Genomic DNA, 22,337 nt, shown 5'->3' with positions numbered 1-22,337 from the left:
AAAGCGCAGCCGAATCTCCCTCTTGGGAGAGGGCTAATGATTTCTTAACGCCAAATCAAACTGGGCACCGCCAACCGTGTGCGGGCTGTCGCGGAGGCGATTAGGCGTGGCTATATTAGCCGGATCGGCCGTGCTGGCCTAGAATTCTTGCCTACGCGTTCGCGTAATATTTTGGGGAAAGCCCGGCCGTATCATCCTCTTAAGCCCAGGAGACGGCTAATGCTTTTTGCCCTTACCACTCAGGAATTGATGGAACGCCCCGACCTTTGGGAGGCCGTGCATCGCCTGCGCTACAAGATCTTCGTCGAGGAGATGGGATGGACCGATCTCGACCGTCCCGACCAGCTCGAGATAGATCAGTTCGACCATGACGAGGCCGAACACCACCTTGTGATCCGCAACGGCGAACTGGCCGGTTACCAGCGCATGCTGCCGACGACGCGGCCGCATCTTCTGACGGACGTGCTGTCCGATCTCTGCGAGGGGCAGTCCCCTCGGGACCGAATGTGTGGGAACTGACCCGCTACGCGGTGGCTCCGGGTTTTCGTGACGGCAAGCGCGGCGTCTCGACGGTCGGCACCGAACTGATCGCCGGCTTCGTCGAATGGGGTCTGAAGCGCAACGTCAACCAGGTCATCATCGAGTTCGAGCCGATGTGGGTGCTGAGAGCCCTGCAACTGCACTTCCTGGCAAAGCCGCTGGGCTACCAGCGCACCTATGGCAACCAGCAGGTCGTCGCGACCCTGCTCACCTTCACCGAGCACACGCTCGAGGTCGTGCGAGCCCGCCGCAATCACTTCCTGCCGGTGCTGAACCGGGGTTATCCGGGCCTGCTCGGCCTGAAGCAGGCGTCGTGAGCGGGGAGGTGGTCATGAGCTTCCATCCCGAACCGGAACTGCGCGGCCATACGCTGGTCGTCACAGTATCCTCGCATGACGGTCGGCCGGTGCTAGATCGGCATGCCTATGCGAGCCTTGCCAGGACCTTCCACGAGGCGGCCGTCAATGACGAGGTCCGCGTCGTCATGCTGCGCGGCCTTGCCGGATGCTTCTGCCTTGGCGGCGATTTTTCTGAGTTCCTCGACGCCACCAAGCACCGGGAACTGATCGCCGCCGTCACCGACATGTTCCGCATGCTGGCGACCTTCCCCAAGCCGGTGCTTGCCTGTGTCGACGGCGATGCCGTCGGCGTCGGCTGCACCATCCTGTTCCATTGCGACATGGTGATCGCGTCCAGGAGCAGCACCTTCAGGGTGCCGTTCGTCGATTTCGGCCTGGTGCCGGACGCGGCGACCAGCATCCTGGCGCCCCAGAAGCTCGGCTATGCAGGCGCCTTCCGCTTCTTCTGCCTGGGTGACACGCTCGGCGTCGAGGACGCCAAGGCCCTCGGCCTTGTCGGCGAGATCGTGACGCAAGGCAGCGCCGAGGAAGCGACGCTGGCTAGGGCGAAACAGCTCGCCAAGAAGCCGGTGGCGGCATTGCTGCAGACGCGGAGCCTTCTCAAGGGCGATACGGCGGTATTGTGCGATCGTATCGACCACGAGATCACGCTGTTCCAGCAGGCGCTTCAGGATGACACCACGCTGAAGCGGCTGCAGCGGATCGCCCGCCTGGCCGCCTGAGCGGCCGGCATGAAAGTCTCAGCGCCGCGAGTCGAAGCCGCGCGGCGCTGTAACTTACGGAATTGATTTAGTCTTTCAGAAAGGCGGGCCCTTCGCCGATGATCTTCTTGTCGGGCTTGCCGATGACACCGAGGTCGCGGCCGTCATAGGGCAGCGACAGAAGGATACGCTGGATCACCGCAAGCCGGGCGCGGCGCTTGTCGTTGGCGCGCACGATGATCCAGGGCGAGAACTCCTTGTGCGTGCGCTTGATCATCTTGTCGCGCGCCTTGGTATAGTCGTCCCATTTGCTGATGCCGGCGATGTCCATCGGCGAGAACTTCCAGTTCTTCAGCGGCGACCAGCGGCGGTCATGGAACCGTTCCAGCTGCGTTTCGCGGCCGATGTTCAGCCAGAATTTGAAGAAGTGGATGCCTTCGTTGCAGATCATCCGCTCGAAATGCGGCGTCTCGTCGAGGAATTTCTCCTGCTGCTCCGGCGTGCAGAACCCCATGACCGGCTCGACACCGGCGCGATTGTACCAGGAGCGGTCGAAGGTGACGAATTCCCCTGACGTCGGGAAATGGTCGACATAGCGCTGGTAATACCATTGCCCGGCCTCCGTCGACGTCGGCTTGGGCAGCGCGACATTGCGGGCAGTGCGCGGGTTCATGTACTGCCGCAGCACGAAGATCGTGCCGCCCTTGCCGGCCGCGTCTCTGCCCTCGAACAGGGCCATCACCCGCTTGCCGGTCGCCTGCAGCCACGCTTGCGCCTTGACCAGTTCGATCTGCAGCCCTTCGAGCTCCTTTTCGTAGTCCTCGTCCTTCATCTTCTTGTCGTACGGATAGCCGCCGGCGGTGAGCTTGTTGTCCACGATCCAGTCAGGGAGCATCGGATTGTCGACGTCGAACTCGCGCTCCTTGCCGCCGATCTTGATCTTGATCGGCGCCGTGGCTGGCACCGCTTCAGCCGTTTCCTTGGCCTTTTTCATCCGGACGAACCTTTCCAGTTTGCGGACTCATGCTATGGAGCCTGTGCAGCGTGGCGCCCCTCCGGACGCATGCACGCCGTAGCACTTTGATTTTGCGCATGAACCTTCGCGAAAATCGATCCCGATTTTCAAGAAGCCCATGCGCCGGGCCGGTCCAGCGAGCCGCTGACCGGTCGGCGGGATGCGGGGTAGCACGGGCCTATGGCAGAGACCGGCGCGGGGCAGGACAGCAGGGGGCAAGCCTTGGCGGCGCGGCTTCGGCGCAACCGCTGGCTGCTTGCCGCGGGCGTGCTCGCGGTCATCGCCGTCTATTCTTTCGCCGGCGCTTCAATCTACGTGCTGGTGCCGGCTTTGGCCCTGTTGGCCGCCGCGGCGATGCTGCCCGCTGACGCCGAGCGCCGGTCGACCGATACAGGCGCGGCGATCGAGGCCAGCGGACTGCAGCGGCTCTCCGGCGAGTATCTGGCGGCTGCGGTCGCCGATCCGCTGATCATTTTCGACCATTCCGCCGCGATGGTTCACGCCAACGCCGCCGCCTTCGCCGCCTTCGGCGGCCTGGCGCCGGGCATGTCTCTGGCGTTGAAGTTTCGCGCGCCGGAAATGCAGGCGCTGCTGGACGGCGTCCTGTCGGGCGAGGTCGCCGCCGATGCGGTCGATTACACCGAAAAGCTGCCGGTGGAGCGGACATACAGGGTCAGCGCGTCAACGGTCGGCCATGCCACAGGCCTTTATGTGCTGGTGTTCAAGGATCAGAGCGAGACGCGCCGCATCGACCGCATGCGGGCCGACTTCATCGCCAATGCCAGTCATGAATTGCGCACGCCGCTCGCCTCGATCGCCGGCTTCATCGAGACGCTGCGCGGTCCGGCCCGCAACGATCCGGCGGCGCGCGACCAGTTCCTGCAGATCATGCAGAACCAAACGGGACGCATGGCCCGCCTGATCGACGATCTGCTCTCGCTCTCGCGACTGGAGATGAAACCTTATCTGAGGCCGGGCACGGCGGTCGATCTTCGCCAGACGATCGACAGCGTCATCGATTCGCTAGGGCCGCTGGCCAGCGAGAACGGCATCGTCATCGAGCGGAACTTCATCGATGGTCCGGTTTCCGTCCCCGGCGACCGCGACGAACTCTTCCAGGTTTTCGAGAATCTCCTGGAGAATGCCTGCAAATATGGCCAGTCAGGCGGACGCGTGACCGTATCCATGGCACGCGTCGAGGACGGTCAGGACCCAGGCATCGACGTCACCATAAGAGACTACGGTCCGGGCATCGCAGAAGAACATATCCCGCGCATAACCGAACGCTTCTACCGCATCGATGTCGAAAACAGCCGCACCCAGAAAGGCACCGGGCTTGGCCTTTCGATCGTCAAGCATATATTGAGCCGTCATAACGCAAGATTGTCGATCAAGTCGGAAGTCGGCAAGGGTGCGGCGTTCACGGTTCATTTGCCGGCTCGCTGATCGTGTACCGGTTGCCAACCGAGATTTTCTTCTTTCTGTCATGCGGTTCGCGTATCAGCGACAGATTGAGGGAACGCACCAGCCGGCACAAACCGGGAAGGCATATCGATGCAGTCCGTGCATACAGTCAGTGCCTATGACGAAGAGCTGAAATTCCTGTCCAAGCGCATCGCGGCGATGGGCGGCCATGCCGAGCGCATGGTCGAACAGGCTGTCGCGGCCCTCGTCAATGTCGACCATGGCCTTGCCCAGAAGGTCATCCAGGACGACATCGTCCTCGACGAGGGACAGCGCGAGATCGACGACAAGGCCATCATCATCATCGCCAGGCGCCAGCCGATGGCGACGGATTTGCGTGAGATCGTTGGCGCGATCCGCATCTCGGCCGATATCGAGCGGGTCGGCGATCTTGGCAAGAACGTCGCCAAGCGCGTCGCCTCGGTCGACGGGCGCCAGCCGAACAGCCTTTTCCGCGGTCTGGAAGCGCTTGCCAACCTGGCGCTGACGCAGCTCAAGGAAGTGCTTGACGTCTACGCCTCGCGCTCGGTCGAGAGGATCGGCTTCGTGCGCGATCGGGACGACCAGATCGACGCCATGTATACCTCGCTGTTCCGCGAGCTTTTGACCTACATGATGGAAGATCCGCGCAACATCACGCCCTGCACGCATCTTCTGTTCTGCGCCAAGAATATCGAGCGCATCGGCGACCATGCGACCAACATCGCCGAGACCATTTACTATATCGTCACCGGCGACCAGATGCCCGCCGACCGGCCGAAGGGCGACAAGACCGACAAGGTCGTGTTGCCCGGCGCGGTGCCGGCTAAGTGAACGGGCGCCTCTCGAACGGCTTCCTAAATTAGGCTAAGCTCTTCCAGGCACGACGAATTGTCAGTCGCAGTCTCGGGAGGTTTGCGATGGAACAAGTTCGAAACCTGGCCCCGGCCCCAACGTCGGGCATCATAGCGTCAAGCGTCTATTTGGGCGGCAAGCGCGTCGCCGACATCGCGATCGAACAGGCCGGCGAATGGGCGGCCAAACCCGGCCATGTCGTCTGGATCGGCCTGCTCGAGCCCGACCGCAACCTTCTGCTCAGGGTGCAGGCGCAATTCCACCTGCACGATTTGGCGATCGAGGATGCCGAGCATCCGCATCAGCGCCCGAAGATCGAGCAATATGGCGATGCCCTCTTCATCGTCGCCCGCACCGCGCAATTGATCGACGGCCGCGTCACCTTCGGCGAGACGCATCTGTTCGTCGGCACCGGCTACATCGTCAGCGTCCGGCATGGCCCGTCGACCTCCTACGCCGCCGTGCGCCAGCACTGGGAAACCTGCCCGCATTCACTGGCCAAGGGTGAGGATTTCGTCCTCTACGCCATCCTAGATTTCATCGTCGACAATTACATGCCGGTGCTGGAGCAGATCGAGGACGAGGTCGAGGCGATCGAGGACAAGGTGCTTCTGAAGCCGATGACTGGTTCCGATATCGAGCGCCTCTACATGCTGCGCCGCGATCTCCTGCGGCTGCGCAATGCGGCCTTGCCGCTGGTCGAGGTCTGCCGCCGGCTGACCAGCGCCGACCTGCCGCAGATCCATGCCGCCATGCATCCGCTGTTTCGCGATGTGACCGACCACATCCGGACCGTGCAGGAAAAGATCGACTCCCTGCGCGAGGTTCTGGCCTTCGCTTTCGAAGCCAGCCTTCTCGTCGGACAGAGTCAGGAAACCGCGATCTCGAAGAAGCTCGCCTCATGGGCCGCCATCCTGGCGGTGCCCACCGCCTTCGCCGGCATCTACGGCATGAACTTCACCGACATGCCGGAGCTGAAGATGGAATATGGCTATCCCGTCATCCTGCTGGTGATGGCCGCGATCTGTGCGTTCCTGTATTGGCGGTTCAAGAAGAATGGGTGGCTGTGAGCGGAAGCGAATAGCCAATAGGGAGTAGCGAATAGGGAATAACAAAAAACGGCTTGCTCCCTGTCACAGAAGCCAAGCCGTTCTATTCGCTATTCGCTATTCGCTATTCGCTATTCGCTATTCGCTATTCGCTATTCGCTATTCAGCGAGCGCGGCGCCGCTCCGCCGCCGGCTGGAACGCAACCCGGGAATGATACTTGCAATACGGCCCCGTCTCGGCGGCGTCGTTGCCGCAGAAGCTGAAGTCTTCCGAGAGCGGGTCGCCATTCGGCCACTTGCAGGTGCGTTCGGTCAGCTCGACGAGCTGCAGATTGCGCGAGATCGGCACCACCACGTTCTCGACCGGGCGGATGTAGTGGCGCGCGACCGGCTCGGCGTCGAACTGCACCTGCAGCGCGGTGGCGCCGATGGTGGCGGTCACATGGCGCGCCGGGCTCGCGGCGCGGGCCACCGACTTCTGCATCGAGGCGCCTTGCGTCGCCTTCTTCTGGCGCGCCGGGGCAGCCGTCGCGCGGCCGCGGCCCGACAGCTTCAGGCGATGCACCTTGCCGATGACGGCATTGCGGCTCACTCCGCCAAGTTGTGCGGCAATCTGGCTTGCGCTCAGGCCCTCCGACCACAATTTCCTGAGAAGTTCTACCCGCTCGTCAGTCCAGTTCATGAGACCGCGCTCCTGCTAATGCGTGCGGCAGCCAGAATCCTCTCCCGAGCCGGCTCTCGCCGGGCAAACGACACCACATGTACCGGGTGATTTAGGTCCGCCGCACGAAATATAGTTATTTCTCGACTACAATTACCTTATGCGCTGACTCGGTGACAAGAGTCCCAAAGGCAACACTGATTCGGTTTTTACGGTTTTCCCCAACTTGCCTGACCACTGATGGGCCGGCGTGGCATCGGGGCTTGCCACGCGCTTCTGCGTGACGTTTTCGTTGACTTCATGGCCGAAAAACATGATAAGCCGCAAAGGCCGCCGCATTGGCGGCTTTTTTGATTTCCGGTTCCGGAGACGCATATAATGAGCGGTTCGGCGCTTTACGAGACCTTTGCCCGCGCACCCCTGGCTTTCGACCGTGGGGAGGGGACCTGGCTGGTCACCGACAAGGGCGAGCGATATCTCGACTTCGCGGGCGGCATCGCGGTGAATTCGCTGGGCCACAGCCATCCGCATTTGGTCGCGGCGCTCACCGAACAGGCCGCCAAGCTCTGGCACGTCTCCAATCTCTACGAGATCCCGGAACAGCGCCGGCTGGGCGAGCGGCTGGTCGATGCCACCTTTGCCGACAAGGTGTTCTTCACCAATTCGGGCGCCGAGGCGCTGGAATGCGCCATCAAGACGGCCAGGCGCTATCAGTTCGTCAAGGGCCATCCCGAGCGTTTTCGCATCATCACCTTCGAAGGCGCCTTCCACGGCCGCACGCTGGCGACGATCGCCGCCGGCGGCCAGTACAAATATCTCGAGGGCTTCGGGCCCAAGGTCGAAGGCTTCGACCAGGTTGCATTCGACGACATCGATGCCGCGGAAAAGGCGATCACGGCGGAGACCGCGGCCATCCTGATCGAGCCCGTGCAGGGCGAGGGCGGCATACGCCCGGTGCCGACGCAGTCCTTGAAACGGCTGCGGCAGCTCTGCGACCAGCACGGCCTGCTTCTGATCTTCGACGAGGTCCAGTGCGGCATCGGCCGCACCGGCAAGCTGTTCGCGCATGAATGGGCCGGCGTCACGCCCGACCTGATGGCGATCGCCAAGGGCATCGGCGGCGGCTTCCCGTTGGGCGCCTGCCTCGCCACGGACGAGGCGGCGACCGGCATGACCGCCGGCGTGCACGGCACCACCTTCGGCGGCAATCCGCTAGCGATGGCGGTCGGCAACGCCGTGCTCGACGTGGTGCTGGCCGACGGCTTCCTCGAGGACGTGCAGCGCAAGGCGCTGCTCCTGAAGCAGGGCCTTGCGGCGGTCGCGGACGAATTTCCCGAGGTCATCGAAGGCATCAGGGGAACCGGCCTGATGCTCGGCCTGAAATGCGCCATGCCCAACACCAAGGTGAACATGGCGCTGCGCGACCAGCACCTGCTTGCCGTGCCGGCGGGCGACAACGTGATTCGCCTCCTGCCGCCGCTCACCGTCACCGACGAGGAGATCGGCGAGGCGCTGAAGCGCATCCGCGGCGGCGCCAAGGGCCTGACCGACGCGATAGCGGCCGAAGCCGCGAAATAAGTTCTGGAACCTGCCGATGAGCGTCCGCCACTTCACCGATCTATCCGCCGTTTCGGCGGGCGACCTGCGCATCATGCTGGACGACGCGATCGCGCGAAAGACCAGGCTCAAGGCGGGTGAGCGCTCAAAACCGCTCGACGGCAAGGTGCTGGCCATGATCTTCGACAAGCCGTCGACGCGCACGCGCGTGTCCTTCGATGTCGGCATGCGCCAGCTCGGCGGCGAGACGATCATGCTGACCGGCACCGAGATGCAGCTCGGACGCTCGGAGACAATCGCCGACACGGCGAAAGTGCTGTCGCGCTATGTCGACGCCATCATGATCCGCACCACCTCGCACGACCGGCTGATCGAGCTCACCGAGAACGCCACGGTTCCGGTCATCAACGGGCTGACCAACGATACGCATCCCTGCCAGCTCATGGCCGACATCATGACCTTCGAGGAGCATCGCGGCCCGGTGGCCGGCAAGACCTTTGCCTGGACCGGCGACGGCAACAATGTGCTGCACTCGCTGCTCGAAGCCTCGGCCCGGTTCCGTTTCAACTTGAATGTCGCGGTGCCGGAAGGCAGCGAGCCTTTCGAGAAATATGTCGATTGGTCGAAAGCCAATGGCGGCAAGGTCCGGTTTGCCAAATCCGCCGAGGAAGCCGTCGACCAGGCCGATTGCGTCGTCACCGACAGCTGGGTCTCGATGGGCCAGGAGCACCGCGCTCGCGGCCACAACGTCTTCCTGCCCTATCAGGTCAACGCGGCGCTTATGGCCAAGGCCAAGCCCGATGCGTTGTTCATGCACTGCCTGCCGGCGCATCGCGGCGAAGAGGTCACCGACGAGGTGATCGACGGGCCGCATTCGGTGGTCTTCGATGAGGCCGAGAACCGGCTGCACGCCCAGAAGGCGGTGCTGGCCTGGTGCCTGGGCGCTTGAGAAGGGCGGACCTGACCGCTTCCGGCCAGATTGGGGTCAACTTGATCTGGGGACAGGTGATGCCTATTTGCGGGCCATCACGTAAATTGAACGCGCTTCGACGCATGCGGCTCATCGGGTTGCATGGCTGCGCCCCGGAGTTTTGTCATGTTGGAAACCCAGACCTTGGCTGAGCATAAACCCCAACTCGGTGAATTCGGCTTCGCCGGCGACGACCACGTCGTGCCTTACGAGGTCGCGCCGCTCGATGTGCGCGGCCGCACCGTGCAGCTCGGGCCGATGCTCGACGCTATTTTGAGCCGCCACAATTATCCCGAGCCCGTCGCCCGCCTGCTGGCGGAAGCCTGCGTGCTCACCGTGCTGCTCGGCACATCGCTTAAATTCGAAGGCAAGTTCATCCTGCAGACCCGCACCGATGGGCCGGTCGACATGCTGGTGGCCGATTTCACCACGCCGCAGGCCTTGCGTGCCTATGCTCGCTTCGACGCCGACCGGCTGCAGGCGCTGACCGACGCCGGCGAGACCTCGCAGCAGGCTCTGCTCGGCAACGGCGTGTTGGCTTTGACCATCGACCAGGGCGCGCACACGCAGCGCTACCAGGGCATCGTCCAGCTCGACGGCACCTCGCTGGAGGACGCCGCGCGCACCTATTTCCGCCAGTCGGAGCAGATCCCGACCGATATTAAGATGTCGGTCGCCAAGCTGGTCACGCCCGGCCCGGCCGGCGCGCGCGAGCAGTGGCGGGCCGGCGGCATCCTGGCGCAGTTCCTGCCTCAGGCGCCGGAGCGCATGCGCATTCCCGATATTTCGGGCGGCGACGGCGACGACCGCGAGCTGACGGACCACCCGGCCGACAATTCCTGGCAGGAATTGCTGGCGCTGCTCGGCACCATCGAGCCGACCGAGCTGATCGACCCCACGGTCGGCGCCGAGCGGCTGCTCTACCGGCTGTTCCACGAGCACGGCGTGCGCGTCTTCCGCAGCGTGCCCGTCGACGACCAGTGCTCCTGCTCGCGCGAGAAGATCCACGGCATCCTCCAAGGCTTCTCGGCTGAGGAGATCAAGGACTCGACCGAGGAGGGCGGCATCCACGTCGCCTGCGAGTTCTGCTCGACGCAATACGACTTCGACCCGGCAGAGTTCGCGGTGGAGTAAGAAAGCTCCGGTTCCTCGCCCCACGAAGTGGGGAGAGGTGGCCCGGCGAAGCCGGGACGGAGAGGGGTCTTTGGCATAGCTGGTAACCCGCTGTCCAAAGACGCCTGAGCGCATATCTCGTGTTCGCTCCCGCGCCAATCCCTCCGCGGAGATTTGGCCTCGCGTAGGTCGTCCCCCTCTCCGTCCCGGCTTCGCCGGGACACCTCTCCCCAGCTTTGCGGGGGTGAGGAACCCAAGTTCTCTAATTCACCGTCCGCCTTGTCCCCGGCATGTCGAGCGAAAACGCCGGAATGGCGATGTCGAACGTCTCGCCGCGGCCGTTGCGCATCGTGTAGTGGCCGACCATGATGCCCGACGGTGTCGAGAGCGGGCAGCCTGACGTGTATTGATAGCTGTCGCCGGGATTGAGCTCCGGCTGGTCGCCGACGACGCCGGCGCCGCGCACCTCCTCGACACGGCCCTGGCCGTCGGTGATGTGCCAGTAGCGCGACAGAAGCTGCACGAAATCGTCGGAGCGGTTGTCGATTGTCACCTGATAGCCCCAGACATAGCGGTTCTCCGACGGATCGGATCTGTCCTCCAGATAGAAGGGTCTGACCAGCACTTCGATGTTGCGCGTCACTGCGCGATACATGGGCCACTCCGGTTGCCACGGCGGAACATTTCGTCGCGCTTCCCTGTTGGACGCGCAGCGCCGACCATTCTGCCAGCCTTGTAGCGCACGTGGCGAAAAACAATGTCATTTAAGTGACACATGACAATGTTGGTGTGCACAAACCGTGCCGGGCGACTCGGGCGCTCTGTGACTGATGAAACAGCCGCATGCGGCCAAGAGCAATTCCAGGAAAAGTGTGAGCGGTTTTCCGTCCGGAATTGCGTGAAAACAAAGAGATAGGGTGACCAGATCTCGATGGAACTGACTACCGCAGCCGGCCTGGCTTCGTCAGCCCTTCTTCTCTCGAACCTCGCCAGCATCCTGCTAGCCGCGTCGCGGCTGAAACGAAGACATGTCATTGCGCCGCCCGTCGGCGCGCAGCCGGTCTCGATCATCGTTCCTTCGCGCGGCGTCGAGCCGTTCACGCAGGAGACCCTTCAGCGCGCCTTCTCGCTCGACTGGCCGCGCTATGAGCTGATCTTCTGCGTCGCGCATGCCGAGGACCCGGTGGTGAGGCTCATCGATGCGGCGATCGCGCGCCACCCGAAGCTTCCGGCGCGGTTGTTGATCGGCGACGACCATATCAGCGCCAATCCCAAGCTCAACAACTGCGTCAAGGGCTGGCAGGCGGCGCGGCACGATTGGGTCGTCCTCGCCGATTCCAACGTGATGATGCCGAGGGACTATGTCCAGCAACTGATGGCGGCATGGCGCCCGGATACCGGCCTCGTCTGCTCGACGCCGATCGGTTCGCGGCCGGACGGCTTTTGGGCCGAAGTCGAATGCGCCTTCCTCAACACGCTGCAGGCGCGCTGGCAATATGCCGGCGAGGCGCTCGGCCTCGGCTTCGCCCAGGGCAAGAGCATGCTGTGGAACAAGCCGATGCTGGACGCCAATGGCGGCATCCAGGCCTTGGCCGCCGAGATCGCCGAGGACGCGGCCGCCACCAAGCTGGTCAACAGCCTGGGCCTGCGCGTCAACCTCGTCGCCTCGCCCTTCGAGCAGCCGCTCGGCCAGCGCAGCTTCGCCGAGATATGGTCGCGACAGACGCGCTGGGCGCGGCTGCGGCGGGTGACGTTCCCGCTGTTCTTCGCGCCCGAGATTCTGACCGGCGCGGCGGTGCCGCTGCTGCTGGCGCTGATTGCCGCGGCAAGCGCCGGCGTCAGCCTGCCCACCACGGCTTTGTGCGTGCTGGCGATCGCCTACCTGCCGGAATGCCTGCTGGCCTTGGCCAAGGGCTGGTACCTGTCGCCGCGCAGCGTCACGGCGATGATCATGCGTGATGCCATGCTGCCCGCCATCTGGGCGCGCGCCTGGTTCGGCGGCGCCGTCGAATGGCGCGGCAATGCGATGACCATCCGCACCCGCGAGCTGACAGAACTCGAGGAGATCGCCTGAACCGTCTGAGGCGATCTCCCACGGTATTTTCCGGCTTATTTTGCCGCCTTCAGCGCCTGCTCGACGTCCTCCAGCAGATCGTCGGTGTCCTCCAGGCCGACCGAGAGCCTGAGCGTGCCGGGACCGATGCCGAGCTCGGCACGTGCCTCGTCGCTCAGGTTCTTGTGCGTCGTCGTCGCCGGATGGGTGATCAGGCTCTTGGCGTCGCCGAGGTTGTTCGAGATCAGCACGATGTCGAGCGCGTTCTGGAAGGCGAAGGCCGCCTGCTTGCCGCCCTTGACGTCAAGGCAGATCAATGTCGAGCCGCCCGACATCTGCTTCCTGACGATATCGGCCTGCGGATGGTCGGCGCGGCCTGGATAGATGACGCGCGCGATCTCCGGCCGTCCGGCCAGGAAATCGGCGATCCTGCCGGCGCTTTCGGTCTGCTGGCGCACGCGAAGCGGCAGCGTCTCCAGCCCCTTGAGCAGCGTCCAGGCGTTGAAGGGCGAGAGGCTGGGGCCGGTGTGGCGGAAATAGTCGTGCAGGTTCTCGTCGATCCATTTCTTGTCCGACAGGATGACGCCGCCGAGACAGCGGCCCTGGCCGTCTATGTGCTTGGTCGCCGAATAGACGACGATGTGAGCGCCGAGCTGCAGCGGCTTCTGCTGCAGCGGCGTGGCGAAGACATTGTCGACGATCACGCGCGCGCCGATCGAATTGGCGAGCTTGGCGACAGCGGCGATGTCGACCACCTCCAGCGTCGGATTGGTCGGGCTTTCCAGGAAGAACAGCTTGGTGTTCGGCCTGACCGCCTTTTCCCAATTGGCGATGTCGGTGCCGTCGATAAGCGTCGCCTGGATGCCGTAACGCGGCGCCAGCGTCTCCACCACCCACCGACAGGAACCGAACAGCGCGCGCGCCGCAACGATGTGGTCGCCGGCTTTCACGCTGCAGAGCAGGGCAGCGGAAACTGCGGCCATGCCGGAGGCGGTGGCGCGGGCATCCTCGGCGCCTTCCAGCGCGCACATGCGCTTTTCGAACATGTCGACGGTCGGGTTGGCGTAGCGCGAATAGATGAAGCCCGGCTCCTCGCCCTTGAAGCGGGCCTCCGCCGCCTGCGCCGTCTCGTAGACATAGCCTTGGGTGAGATACATCGCCTCTGCGGTCTCGCCGTACTGGGAACGCAGCGTTCCGCCATGCACGAGTGCCGTTTGAGGTTTCCAGTTGCGCTTCTTGGTGCTCATAGCCCTGCTTCCAGACACAAAAAAACCGGCCGCGAAGTCGCAACCGGTCCATATAGCCTTGCGGCTCGACGGTCCTTTAGCGACTTGTTTAACGTGGCTGCAAGCCGACCGGCCAAATCACCACGGGATAACGACCCTTTAAATGAGCGCCGCGCTTGCGTCAATTGCCGGCTTCATTAAGAGGTTTGTACCAGCCGGACGGCAAGAGCCTGCTTAGGTCCTCGCCCGGCCTTGTGAACGGAGCCAGCCTTTGCGGCAGACAGGCATTCTTCCGGATCAGGACATCGCGGCGCTGTTCAAGGCGAACGCGCTTAAGTCGCCGCGCGCGCTGGACACCAACCAGATCCAGCCGGCCAGCCTCGATCTCAGGCTCGGCGACAAGGCCTATCGCGTGCGCGCCTCCTTCCTGCCGGGGCCCGATCATCTGGTCTCCGACAAGCTCGAACGGCTGAAGCTGCACGAGATAGACCTCACCGGCGGCGCGGTGCTGGAAACCGGCTGCGTCTATATCGTGCCTTTGCTGGAAAGCCTGGCATTGCCGACCGAGGTTTCGGCCTCGGCCAATCCGAAGAGTTCGACCGGCCGCCTCGACATCTTCACGCGGGTCATGACCGATCGCGGCCATGAGTTCGACAAGATCGCCGCCGGCTATCACGGGCCGCTCTATCTCGAAGTCAGCCCGCGCACCTTCCCGATCGTCGTGCGCGCCGGCTCGCGCCTGTCGCAGATCCGTTTCCGCATCGGCAATGCCGTGCTTTCGGAGAGCGAGCTGCGCGACCTTCACCGCGCCGAGATGCTGGTCGCCACTGAGCCACCCAACATTTCCGGCGGCGGCATCGCGCTCTCCATCGACCTCGACGGCGACAAGGACGGGCTTGTCGGCTACCGCGGCAAGCACCACACCGGCCTGGTCGACGTCGACAAGCGCGCCGCGCAGGATGTCGTCGATTTCTGGGAGCCGATCTATAAGAGCGGCGCCGGCGAGATCGTGCTCGACCCTGACGAATTCTATATCCTGGTCAGCCGCGAGGCGGTGCACGTGCCGCCGCTCTACGCCGCCGAGATGACGCCCTTCGACCCGCTGGTCGGCGAGTTCCGCGTCCACTATGCCGGCTTCTTCGATCCGGGCTTCGGCCACTCCGCCGCCGGCGGCAGCGGCAGCCGCGCCGTGCTCGAAGTGCGCAGCCACGAAGTGCCTTTCATCCTCGATCACGGCCAGATCGTTGGCCGCCTCGTCTACGAGCACATGCTGAAGCGTCCGCAGGCGCTCTACGGCACCGATCTCGGCTCGAACTATCAGGCGCAGGGCCTGAAGCTTTCCAAGCATTTCAGGGCCGCGCGCTGAGGTCCAAGGGAGAGATGTCCGGCAGGACAGAGGGCGCAAACGGACGCCATCCATCCCTTCGTCATGTATGGACGGCCCTCTTGGGCAAGAGGCAAAATGACGACGACGGCGTAAGTCTGGAGCGGTCATGTATTCGGCCTTTAGTGCGGTCGATTTCGATGACCGCTGACCAACAAGGGTTACGCGGATCGGTTCCAATCATTCTAGCGCGCTTGGTGTCGCGATGACGATGGCGGATTTTCCCGACCCAGGTCCTGACCATTTTGCCGTGCTGCCTTTTTGCTCCTTACGCTGTTAAGGGACCTCGATTGCGGCTAGGCCACAGCCGGTGCCCTGTATTGTTGTCCCGATTGCAGCATTGCCCAGATGATGCGGGCGGTCTTGGCCGCCTGCGCCACGACGGCGACCTTGACCGGCCGCCTGGCCAGCAGGCCGCGTATCCAGGGCGAGCCTCTGTCGGGCTTGGCCCTGACCTGACGCAGCCAGGAACTGGCGCCGAGAATGAGCAACCTGCGCAGGTCCTTGTCGCCGGCACGGCTTATATGGCCTGTCGGCCTGTGCTTGCCGCCGGTGTCATGGGTCTTGCGGGTCAGACCCAGCCAGGCTGCGAAGTCCCTGGCCGAGGCGAACTGGCGACCGTCGCCGATGGCTGCGACGGTCGCATGCGCGATGATCGGGCCGACGCTCGGGATCGTCGTCAGCCGCAAAGCTGCCCGCTGCTGCCTGACCTGAGCCAGGATCTGCTTGTCCAGCTTGCCGATCTCGCCATCGAGCGCCCGCCATTGCCCGGCCAGCGGCACCAGGCAGATCAACAGCGCCGCTGGGATGGCTTCATCGGCCGCCTCGACGCGCCGCAGCAGGGTCTCGATGCCCGCCGCCCCTTTGGCACTTGTCTGTCCCATCTCATAGAGCAGGCCACGCATGGCGTTGGCCAGTTGCGTGCGCTGGCGCACCAGAAGGTCGCGTGTGCGGTGCAGCGCCCGGGCCCATTGCTGCTCGACCGACTTGATCGGCACGAAGCGCATGTCGGGCCGGCTCACCGCCTCGCAACAGCCGTGCGCGTCGCGGGCAGCGGGCATCGTTCTTGTTGCGCGGAACATAGGGCTTCACATAGGCCGGTGGCATCAGCTTGACGTCATGGCCGAGCGCGCTGAGCGTGCGGGCCCAATGATGAGCCGAGCCGCAGGCCTCCATGCCGATCAGCGCCGGCGGCTGCGCGGCGAAGAACTTCTCCACCTGCGCGCGGCGCAGCTGCCGCTGCACCACCACGCGCCCGGCAGCATCCACGCCGTGCACCTGAAACACATTCTTGGCCAAATCGATTCCAAATCTGATAGCTTGCATGACGGACGGTCTCCTCCTCTGGGGTTGATCACAGCCCAGTTTGGCACATTCGATGCCGCAAGGGGCCGTCCACCCATCATTCTAGGGCGGAGCAAGGAGCGAAGCGACGCGCGCAGACCCTAGAATCCATGCCGTGACATTGGCCGTAGAATGCAGCCGTCCAGAATAGCTGCCGACAACTGCACCAGCTAAGATCACCACATGACCGGCTACGTCTACATGACCGCAAGCCAGAAAGGCGGCACGATTTATATCGGTGTCACCAGCGATCTTGCTCGCCGGATGCCAGAGCACAAGACCGGCCAAGGCTCCAGCTTCACCAGCCGTTACGGCGTGCAGCGTCTCGTCTGGTACGAGGAGTATTTCGACATCGCCGACGCCATCCAGCGTGAGACGTCATTGAAGCGTTGGCCACGCCAATGGAAAATCGAACTCATCGAAAAAACCAATCCAGAGTGGTTCGAGCTGTTTCGCGGAATTGGGTGGTGGGCGTTCTGCACCGCGGCAGCGCTCGTGCGTAACGGCATGGATTCTAGGGTCTGCGCGCGTCGCTTCGCTCCTTGCTCCGCCCTAGAATGATGGGTGGACGGCCCCTTGCGGCATCGAATGTGCCAAACTGGGCTGTGATTAACTCCAGCGGAAGGAGACCGTCCGTCATGCAAGCTATCAGATTTGGAATCGATTTGGCCAAGAATGTGTTTCAGGTGCACGGCGTGGATGCTGCCGGGCGCGTGGTGGTGCAGCGGCAGCTGCGCCGCGCGCAGGTGGAGAAGTTCTTCGCCGCGCAGCCGCCGGCGCTGATCGGCATGGAGGCCTGCGGCTCGGCTCATCATTGGGCCCGCACGCTCAGCGCGCTCGGCCATGACGTCAAGCTGATGCCACCGGCCTATGTGAAGCCCTATGTTCAGCGCAACAAGAACGATGCCCGCGACGCGCACGGCTGTTGCGAGGCGGTGAGCCGGCCCGACATGCGCTTCGTGCCGATCAAGTCGGTCGAGCAGCAATGGGCCCGGGCGCTGCACCGCACACGCGACCTTCTGGTGCGCCAGCGCACGCAACTGGCCAACGCCATGCGTGGCCTGCTCTATGAGATGGGACAGACAAGTGCCAAAGGGGCGGCGGGCATCGAGACCCTGCTGCGGCGCGTCGAGGCGGCCGATGAAGCCATCCCAGCGGCGCTGTTGATCTGCCTGGTGCCGCTGGCCGGGCAATGGCGGGCGCTGGATGGCGAGATCGGCAAGCTGGACAAGCAGATCCTGGCTCAGGTCAGGCAGCAGCGGGCAGCTTTGCGGCTGACGACGATCCCGAGCGTCGGCCCGATCATCGCGCATGCGACCGTCGCAGCCATCGGCGACGGTCGCCAGTTCGCCTCGGCCAGGGACTTCGCAGCCTGGCTGGGCCTGACCCGCAAGACCCATGACACCGGCGGCAAGCACAGGCCGACAGGCCATATAAGCCGTGCCGGCGACAAGGACCTGCGCAGGTTGCTCATTCTCGGCGCCAGTTCCTGGCTGCGTCAGGTCAGGGCCAAGCCCGACAGAGGCTCGCCCTGGATACGCGGCCTGCTGGCCAGGCGGCCGGTCAAGGTCGCCGTCGTGGCGCAGGCGGCCAAGACCGCCCGCATCATCTGGGCAATGCTGCAATCGGGACAACAATACAGGGCACCGGCTGTGGCCTAGCCGCAATCGAGGCCCTTAACAGCGTAAGGAGCAAAAAGGCAGCACGGCAAAATGGTCAGGACCTGGGTCGGGAAAATCCGCCATCGTCATCGCGACACCAAGCGCGCTAGAATGATTGGAACCGATCCGCGTAACCCTTGTTGGTCAGCGGTCATCGAAATCGACCGCACTAAAGGCCGAATACATGACCGCTCCAGACTTACGCCGTCGTCGTCATTTTGCCTCTTGCCCAAGAGGGGCCGTCCATACATGACGAAGGCATGCTGCGAAACACGCCCTGTCCTACAGCGCCTTCACCGCCACCTTCACCGGCTTTTCGATCTCCAGCGGATTGCGCAGCGGCAGGCCGAAATCCGGCGCCTCGATCTCGAACGTGTCGCCGGCCTCGGTCTTGATGCCGTCGGCGAAGGAGAGCGTCGCGGTGCCGAACATATGCACATGCACGTCGCCGGGCTGGCGGAAGGCCGAATATTTGAAGTGGTGGTGCTCGAGATTGGCGATGGTGTGCGACATGTTCGCTTCGCCCGACAGGAACGGCTTTTCCCACAAAAGCTTGCCGTCGCGCCAGATGCGCGATGCGCCGCGGATGTCGGCCGGCAGGTCGCCGATCAGGATCTCGGGGCCGAACGAGGCATTGCGCAGCTTGGAATGAGCGAGGAACAGATAGTTCACCCGCTCGGTGACATGATCGGAGAACTCGTTCGACAGCGTGAAGCCGACCCGGAACGGCGCGCCATCATCGCCGATGACATAGATGCCGGCGATCTCGGGCTCCTCGCCGCCGTCCTGCGCGAAGGCTGGCGACATCAGCGGCGCGCCGGGCGCCACCGCCATCGTGCCGTTGCCCTTGTAGAACCATTCCGGCTGCACGCCGACCTGGCCCTTGGCCGGCTTGCCGCCTGCGAGCCCCATGCGGAACATCTTCATGGAATCGGTGAGCTCCTCCTCGCCGCTCTCGTTGAGCTTCTTGTGCATGGAATCGCGAGTCGCCGCGGAGCCGAGATGCGTCAGCCCGGTGCCGGTGAGATGCAGATGCGCGGGATCGGGATGGTTGATCGGCGAGACCAGCCTGCCCCTCTTGTAGGCGGCATCGAGATCGACCGTCTCGCCATAGCCCTTGCGCTCGATCAGCACTTCGAGGCCGATGCCGGTGCGCGCGGCCTCCATCGCCAGCGAATAGACACTGCGCGCGCCATTGATGACCCTGGTCTTGCCGCCGCCGTTGCGGGCGACGACGCGGATCGTCTCGGCGTCGTCGAGGATCTGGGAGATCAGCATGTTCGAATCCTCTCTCATTTAGCGGCCGCCCGCGGGCAAGCCTTACCCGGCGCGGCGTGGAGCGATCCCCGCCGCGGTTGAAACTCTTCGTCCGGATTGCGTTCGCGAGCTCGGTCCTTGTGTGGACTTCTTGGTGCCGACGGGTTTGCCGGCAGCGTCGCGATCTGAAACCCGTATGCCTCCTGAACTTCGTTCCGGCCCTTAAGCCTTGTTCTTGTTGTAGACGTCGAAGATGACGGCGCCGAGCAGCACCAGGCCCTTGACCACCTGCTGCCAGTCGACATTGACGCCCATGATCGACATGCCGTTGTTCATCACGCCCATGATGAAGCCGCCGACCACGGCGCCGATCACCTGGCCGACGCCGCCCATTGCCGAGGCGCCGCCGATGAAGACGGCCGCGATGACGTCGAGCTCGCTGCCGAGGCCCGCGGCCGGCACGGCCTGGCCGAGGCGCGCTGCGATGATCAGGCCGCCGAGCGCCGACAGCACGCCCATGTTGATGAAGACCAGCAGCGTCAGCCTTTCGGTGTTGATGCCCGAGAGCTGCGCAGCCTTGGCGTTGCCGCCCATGGCGTAGATGCGGCGGCCGATGGTCATGCGCTTGGTGACGAAGACGAACAACGAGATGAGCACACCCATCACCAGGAGCACGACCGGCAGGCCCCTGTAGCTGGCGAACTGGAACACCAGGAACAGCGCCAGAGCGCTGCCGACCAGAGTCTTGATGACGAATAGCGGGAACGGCTCCGCCTCATAGCCGTGACGCTCGCGCTTGCGCCTCGTCCTGAAGCCGAAATAGGCGTAGGCGAGCACCGCGATCAGGCCGAGCACGATCGTCGTCATATGCAGCGTCAAGCCGCTGCCGACGATGGTCTTGCCGGCGGCATTGACCGTCGGCGGGATCAGCGTCAGCGGGCCGATCACGTCCGGGATGAAGCCCGAGCTCAGCGCCTTGAAGCTGTCCGGCAGCGGGCCGACCGACGAGCCGCCGCCGAGCAGCGCCTGGCAGATGCCGCGGAAGATCAGCATGCCGGCCAGCGTCACGATGAAGCTCGGTATCTTGTGATAGGCGATCCAGTAGCCTTGCGCCGCGCCGATCAGCGCGCCGACGATCAGGCAGACGATCGAGACCACCAGCGGATTCGAGAATATGCCGAGCGGCCAGATCACCATCATCATCGCGGCAAGCGCGCCGATGAAGCCTGCGACCGATCCCACGCTGAGGTCGATATAGCCGGCGACGATCACCAGGAGCATGCCCAGCGCCATCACGATGATGAACGAGTTCTGCTGCACCAGGTTCGAAAGGTTGACCGGTTTGAACAGCGTGCCCGACGTCGTGTACTGGAAGAACAGCATGATGACGATCAGCGCGATGATCAGGCCGTATTCGCGCAGGTTCGTCGTCAGCGCCGAGACGGCGATGCGCGGACCCTGCTTGACGTCTTCGGCTGTGCCGCTCTGCGGTGCGGGAGCGCTCTCTGTGCTCATGATGCTTTTTTTCCTTCTCCGCGAACGATGGCGCGCATGATTTTTTCCTGGCTGGCTTCGCTTGCCGCCATTTCGCCGACGATACGCCCTTCGTTCATCACATAGATGCGGTCGGTGATGCCGAGCAATTCGGGCATTTCCGACGAGATGACGATGATCGCTTTGCCCTCGGCGGCGAGGCGGGCGATGATCGTATAGATTTCGTACTTGGCGCCGACGTCAATGCCGCGGGTCGGCTCGTCGAGGATCAAGACTTCCGGATCGGCGAACAGCCATTTCGACAGCACCACCTTCTGCTGGTTGCCGCCCGAGAGGTTGCCGGTCAGCTGATAGACGCTGGAGGCGCGGATGTTGGTCTTCTTGCGGTAGTCGTTGGCGACGCTCATCTCGCGCATGTCGTCGATGACGCCGCGGCTGGAAACGCCGCCAAGATTGGCCAGCGTCACATTGTGCTTGATGTGGTCGATGAGGTTGAGGCCGTAGGTCTTGCGGTCCTCGGTGACATAGGCGATGCGGTTCTCCACCGCCTTGCTCACCGACGAGAGGTCGAGCGGTTTGCCGTGCAGCGACACCTCGCCGGTGATGTGCCGGCCGTAGGAGCGGCCGAACAGGCTCATCGCGAATTCCGTGCGGCCGGCGCCCATCAGCCCGGCAATGCCCACCACCTCGCCCTTGCGCACATTGAGGCTGACGTTCTTGATCACCTGCCGCTCGGGATGGATCGGGTGGTAGACCGACCAGTCCCTCACCTCGAAGATGACGTCGCCGATCTGCGGCTCGCGCGGCGGGTAGCGGTCGTCGAGCGAGCGGCCGACCATCGAGGTGATGATGCGGTCTTCCGAGATGTCCTTCCTCGGCAAGGTCTCGATGGTGCGCCCGTCTCGGATCACCGTGACCTTGTCGGCGACGCGGTTCACCTCGTTCAGCTTGTGCGAGATCAGGATCGAGGTCATGCCCTGGCGCTTGAACTCGAGCAGGAGGTCGAGCAGCGCCTGGCTGTCCTTCTCTGAGAGCGATGCGGTCGGCTCGTCCAGGATCAGGAGCTTCACTTCCTTGCTGAGCGCCTTGGCGATCTCGACCAGCTGCTGCTTGCCGACGCCGATATTGGTGATCAGCGTCTTGGGATCTTCCTTGAGCCCGACTTTCTTGAGCAGGGCGGCCGTGCGCGTCTCGTTGGCGTCCCAGTCGATGACGCCATAGCTGGCGTGCTCGTTGCCGAGAAAGATGTTTTCCGCGATCGACAGCATCGGCACCAGGGCGAGCTCCTGGTGGATGATGACGATGCCGATATGCTCGCTGTCGTGAATGCCCTTGAAATTGCATTCCTGGCCGCGAAAGATGATCTGGCCATCATAGGTCCCGGATGGGTAGACGCCCGACAGCACCTTCATCAGCGTCGACTTGCCGGCGCCGTTCTCGCCGACGATGGCGTGGATCTCACCTTCCTCGACGCTGAGATTGACGTTCGACAACGCCTTCACGCCGGGGAACGTCTTGGTGATGTCGCGCATCTCCAAAATCGTCGAGGCCATCGGGTCTGCTCCTTGGCGCACGCTTTCCATCATCGGAGAATGCCATGCGCGAAATCAAAATGCTGCGGCTGCCTTCGCACCGTGACGGCGCGCTGCGCTGCA

The 22,337-nt window shown here is 63.7% G+C and carries 19 protein-coding genes, 2 pseudogenes and 1 riboswitch; of the genes and pseudogenes, 13 read left to right on the top strand and 8 right to left on the bottom strand.

Translation table 11 applies throughout. The features are described 5' to 3' along the window. The first annotated feature begins 219 nt into the window (after nucleotides 1-219). The 3 genes from EJ069_RS33350 to EJ069_RS20125 are packed head-to-tail and all read left to right on the top strand — an operon-like array spanning nucleotide 220 to nucleotide 1,621. Complete coding sequence (locus tag EJ069_RS33350; RefSeq protein ID WP_245456214.1) at nucleotides 220-519, top strand: acyl-homoserine-lactone synthase; 300 nt, start codon at nucleotides 220-222, stop codon at nucleotides 517-519. Then, nucleotides 507-857 (top strand): hypothetical protein, encoded by a 351-nt coding sequence (locus EJ069_RS33345; protein WP_245456212.1) that lies wholly within the window; start codon nucleotides 507-509, stop codon nucleotides 855-857. The genes EJ069_RS33350 and EJ069_RS33345 overlap by 13 nt, the downstream gene beginning before the upstream one ends. Before the next feature lie 14 nt (nucleotides 858-871). Then, nucleotides 872-1,621 carry an enoyl-CoA hydratase-related protein gene (locus tag EJ069_RS20125; RefSeq protein WP_126062794.1) on the top strand — a complete coding sequence of 250 codons (750 nt, stop codon included), beginning with the start codon at nucleotides 872-874 and terminating at the stop codon, nucleotides 1,619-1,621. A 67-nt stretch (nucleotides 1,622-1,688) separates the two neighbouring features. On the opposite strand, the gene ppk2 is transcribed toward EJ069_RS20125, so the two are convergent. Then, nucleotides 1,689-2,594 carry a polyphosphate kinase 2 gene (ppk2, locus tag EJ069_RS20120; RefSeq protein ID WP_126062793.1) on the bottom strand — a complete coding sequence of 302 codons (906 nt, stop codon included), beginning with the start codon at nucleotides 2,592-2,594 and terminating at the stop codon, nucleotides 1,689-1,691. 201 nt (nucleotides 2,595-2,795) lie between these two features. On the opposite strand from ppk2, the gene EJ069_RS20115 reads away from it, so the two are divergent. The 3 genes from EJ069_RS20115 to EJ069_RS20105 all read left to right on the top strand — a co-directional run bounded on the left by EJ069_RS20115 (nucleotide 2,796) and on the right by EJ069_RS20105 (nucleotide 5,983). After that, a complete protein-coding gene (locus tag EJ069_RS20115) occupies nucleotides 2,796-4,061 on the top strand; it encodes an ATP-binding protein (protein WP_126062792.1) in 1,266 nt (421 codons plus the stop codon). Nucleotides 4,062-4,169: 108 nt separating this feature from the next. Next, nucleotides 4,170-4,892: a phosphate signaling complex protein PhoU gene (gene phoU, locus EJ069_RS20110; protein ID WP_126062791.1), complete on the top strand. Its 723-nt coding sequence runs from the start codon at nucleotides 4,170-4,172 to the stop codon at nucleotides 4,890-4,892. Nucleotides 4,893-4,978: 86 nt separating this feature from the next. Next, nucleotides 4,979-5,983, top strand: coding sequence for a magnesium and cobalt transport protein CorA (locus EJ069_RS20105; RefSeq protein WP_126062790.1), 1,005 nt, complete (start codon nucleotides 4,979-4,981; stop codon nucleotides 5,981-5,983). A gap of 142 nt (nucleotides 5,984-6,125) precedes the next feature. On the opposite strand, the gene EJ069_RS20100 is transcribed toward EJ069_RS20105, so the two are convergent. Beyond that, nucleotides 6,126-6,644, bottom strand: coding sequence for a GcrA family cell cycle regulator (locus tag EJ069_RS20100; RefSeq protein ID WP_042641251.1), 519 nt, complete (start codon nucleotides 6,642-6,644; stop codon nucleotides 6,126-6,128). A 357-nt stretch (nucleotides 6,645-7,001) separates the two neighbouring features. On the opposite strand from EJ069_RS20100, the gene EJ069_RS20095 reads away from it, so the two are divergent. The 3 genes from EJ069_RS20095 to EJ069_RS20085 all read left to right on the top strand — a co-directional run bounded on the left by EJ069_RS20095 (nucleotide 7,002) and on the right by EJ069_RS20085 (nucleotide 10,284). Further along, nucleotides 7,002-8,201 (top strand): aspartate aminotransferase family protein, encoded by a 1,200-nt coding sequence (locus EJ069_RS20095; RefSeq protein WP_126062789.1) that lies wholly within the window; start codon nucleotides 7,002-7,004, stop codon nucleotides 8,199-8,201. A 16-nt stretch (nucleotides 8,202-8,217) separates the two neighbouring features. Next, nucleotides 8,218-9,129: an ornithine carbamoyltransferase gene (argF, locus tag EJ069_RS20090; protein ID WP_126062788.1), complete on the top strand. Its 912-nt coding sequence runs from the start codon at nucleotides 8,218-8,220 to the stop codon at nucleotides 9,127-9,129. A gap of 123 nt (nucleotides 9,130-9,252) precedes the next feature. After that, the gene (locus tag EJ069_RS20085) at nucleotides 9,253-10,284 is read left to right on the top strand and encodes an Hsp33 family molecular chaperone (protein WP_126062787.1); all 1,032 of its coding nucleotides are present in this window, start codon (nucleotides 9,253-9,255) and stop codon (nucleotides 10,282-10,284) included. 241 nt (nucleotides 10,285-10,525) lie between these two features. Here the strand turns inward: EJ069_RS20085 and apaG are convergent, their stop codons facing one another. Beyond that, a complete protein-coding gene (gene apaG / locus EJ069_RS20080) occupies nucleotides 10,526-10,918 on the bottom strand; it encodes a Co2+/Mg2+ efflux protein ApaG (protein WP_042641259.1) in 393 nt (130 codons plus the stop codon). Between the two features lie 276 nt (nucleotides 10,919-11,194). Here apaG and EJ069_RS20075 point away from each other — a divergent pair, with 276 nt between their 5' ends. Then, on the top strand, nucleotides 11,195-12,337 hold the full coding sequence (locus EJ069_RS20075; RefSeq protein ID WP_126062786.1) for a ceramide glucosyltransferase: 1,143 nt from the start codon (nucleotides 11,195-11,197) through the stop codon (nucleotides 12,335-12,337). Nucleotides 12,338-12,372: 35 nt separating this feature from the next. On the opposite strand, the gene EJ069_RS20070 is transcribed toward EJ069_RS20075, so the two are convergent. Next, nucleotides 12,373-13,563, bottom strand: a complete 1,191-nt coding sequence (locus EJ069_RS20070) for an O-succinylhomoserine sulfhydrylase (protein ID WP_126062785.1) — start codon at nucleotides 13,561-13,563, stop codon at nucleotides 12,373-12,375. Between the two features lie 56 nt (nucleotides 13,564-13,619). Further along, a riboswitch (SAM riboswitch) is annotated at nucleotides 13,620-13,697 on the bottom strand. 116 nt (nucleotides 13,698-13,813) lie between these two features. Between EJ069_RS20070 and EJ069_RS20065 the strand changes: the two genes are divergently transcribed. Then, nucleotides 13,814-14,908 carry a 2'-deoxycytidine 5'-triphosphate deaminase gene (locus EJ069_RS20065; protein ID WP_126062784.1) on the top strand — a complete coding sequence of 365 codons (1,095 nt, stop codon included), beginning with the start codon at nucleotides 13,814-13,816 and terminating at the stop codon, nucleotides 14,906-14,908. 314 nt (nucleotides 14,909-15,222) lie between these two features. On the opposite strand, the pseudogene EJ069_RS20060 reads toward EJ069_RS20065, so the two are convergent. Next, nucleotides 15,223-16,252, bottom strand: a pseudogene (locus EJ069_RS20060) (IS110 family transposase). 201 nt (nucleotides 16,253-16,453) lie between these two features. Between EJ069_RS20060 and EJ069_RS20055 the strand changes: the two are divergent. Together EJ069_RS20055 and EJ069_RS20050 are read left to right on the top strand one after the other, a co-directional pair. Further along, nucleotides 16,454-16,738: pseudogene (locus EJ069_RS20055) on the top strand (GIY-YIG nuclease family protein); the annotation flags it as partial. Nucleotides 16,739-16,908: 170 nt separating this feature from the next. Beyond that, entirely contained in the window at nucleotides 16,909-17,931 is a 1,023-nt protein-coding gene (locus tag EJ069_RS20050; protein WP_126062782.1) for an IS110 family transposase, read from the top strand. A 282-nt stretch (nucleotides 17,932-18,213) separates the two neighbouring features. Here the strand turns inward: EJ069_RS20050 and araD1 are convergent, their stop codons facing one another. The 3 genes from araD1 to mmsA form a co-directional block, all read right to left on the bottom strand. After that, nucleotides 18,214-19,209 (bottom strand): AraD1 family protein, encoded by a 996-nt coding sequence (gene araD1 / locus EJ069_RS20045; protein ID WP_126062781.1) that lies wholly within the window; start codon nucleotides 19,207-19,209, stop codon nucleotides 18,214-18,216. Nucleotides 19,210-19,410: 201 nt separating this feature from the next. Continuing rightward, the gene (mmsB, locus tag EJ069_RS20040) at nucleotides 19,411-20,703 is read right to left on the bottom strand and encodes a multiple monosaccharide ABC transporter permease (RefSeq protein ID WP_040985858.1); all 1,293 of its coding nucleotides are present in this window, start codon (nucleotides 20,701-20,703) and stop codon (nucleotides 19,411-19,413) included. Continuing rightward, nucleotides 20,700-22,235, bottom strand: coding sequence for a multiple monosaccharide ABC transporter ATP-binding protein (gene mmsA, locus EJ069_RS20035; protein WP_126062780.1), 1,536 nt, complete (start codon nucleotides 22,233-22,235; stop codon nucleotides 20,700-20,702). Before mmsA ends, mmsB begins: the two co-directional genes overlap by 4 nt. Nucleotides 22,236-22,337: the final 102 nt, after the last annotated feature.

The sequence above is a fragment of the Mesorhizobium sp. M2A.F.Ca.ET.043.05.1.1 genome (assembly GCF_003952445.1).
In the GTDB taxonomy this organism is placed as follows: Bacteria; Pseudomonadota; Alphaproteobacteria; order Rhizobiales; family Rhizobiaceae; genus Mesorhizobium.
This window is presented reverse-complemented; position numbering and strand designations above follow the sequence as displayed.

Excerpts from the sequence above, each read along its gene's own strand:
- EJ069_RS33350 (WP_245456214.1), top strand. The coding sequence starts at position 220 with ATGCTTTTTGCCCTTACCACTCAGGAATTGATGGAACGCCCCGACCTT.
- EJ069_RS20125 (WP_126062794.1), top strand. The coding sequence starts at position 872 with ATGAGCTTCCATCCCGAACCGGAACTGCGCGGCCATACGCTGGTCGTC.
- ppk2 (WP_126062793.1), bottom strand. The coding sequence starts at position 2,594 with ATGAAAAAGGCCAAGGAAACGGCTGAAGCGGTGCCAGCCACGGCGCCG.
- EJ069_RS20115 (WP_126062792.1), top strand. The coding sequence starts at position 2,796 with ATGGCAGAGACCGGCGCGGGGCAGGACAGCAGGGGGCAAGCCTTGGCG.
- phoU (WP_126062791.1), top strand. The coding sequence starts at position 4,170 with ATGCAGTCCGTGCATACAGTCAGTGCCTATGACGAAGAGCTGAAATTC.
- EJ069_RS20105 (WP_126062790.1), top strand. The coding sequence starts at position 4,979 with ATGGAACAAGTTCGAAACCTGGCCCCGGCCCCAACGTCGGGCATCATA.
- EJ069_RS20100 (WP_042641251.1), bottom strand. The coding sequence starts at position 6,644 with ATGAACTGGACTGACGAGCGGGTAGAACTTCTCAGGAAATTGTGGTCG.
- EJ069_RS20095 (WP_126062789.1), top strand. The coding sequence starts at position 7,002 with ATGAGCGGTTCGGCGCTTTACGAGACCTTTGCCCGCGCACCCCTGGCT.
- argF (WP_126062788.1), top strand. The coding sequence starts at position 8,218 with ATGAGCGTCCGCCACTTCACCGATCTATCCGCCGTTTCGGCGGGCGAC.
- EJ069_RS20085 (WP_126062787.1), top strand. The coding sequence starts at position 9,253 with ATGGCTGCGCCCCGGAGTTTTGTCATGTTGGAAACCCAGACCTTGGCT.
- apaG (WP_042641259.1), bottom strand. The coding sequence starts at position 10,918 with ATGTATCGCGCAGTGACGCGCAACATCGAAGTGCTGGTCAGACCCTTC.
- EJ069_RS20075 (WP_126062786.1), top strand. The coding sequence starts at position 11,195 with ATGGAACTGACTACCGCAGCCGGCCTGGCTTCGTCAGCCCTTCTTCTC.
- EJ069_RS20070 (WP_126062785.1), bottom strand. The coding sequence starts at position 13,563 with ATGAGCACCAAGAAGCGCAACTGGAAACCTCAAACGGCACTCGTGCAT.
- EJ069_RS20050 (WP_126062782.1), top strand. The coding sequence starts at position 16,909 with ATGCAAGCTATCAGATTTGGAATCGATTTGGCCAAGAATGTGTTTCAG.
- araD1 (WP_126062781.1), bottom strand. The coding sequence starts at position 19,209 with ATGCTGATCTCCCAGATCCTCGACGACGCCGAGACGATCCGCGTCGTC.
- mmsB (WP_040985858.1), bottom strand. The coding sequence starts at position 20,703 with ATGAGCACAGAGAGCGCTCCCGCACCGCAGAGCGGCACAGCCGAAGAC.
- mmsA (WP_126062780.1), bottom strand. The coding sequence starts at position 22,235 with ATGGCCTCGACGATTTTGGAGATGCGCGACATCACCAAGACGTTCCCC.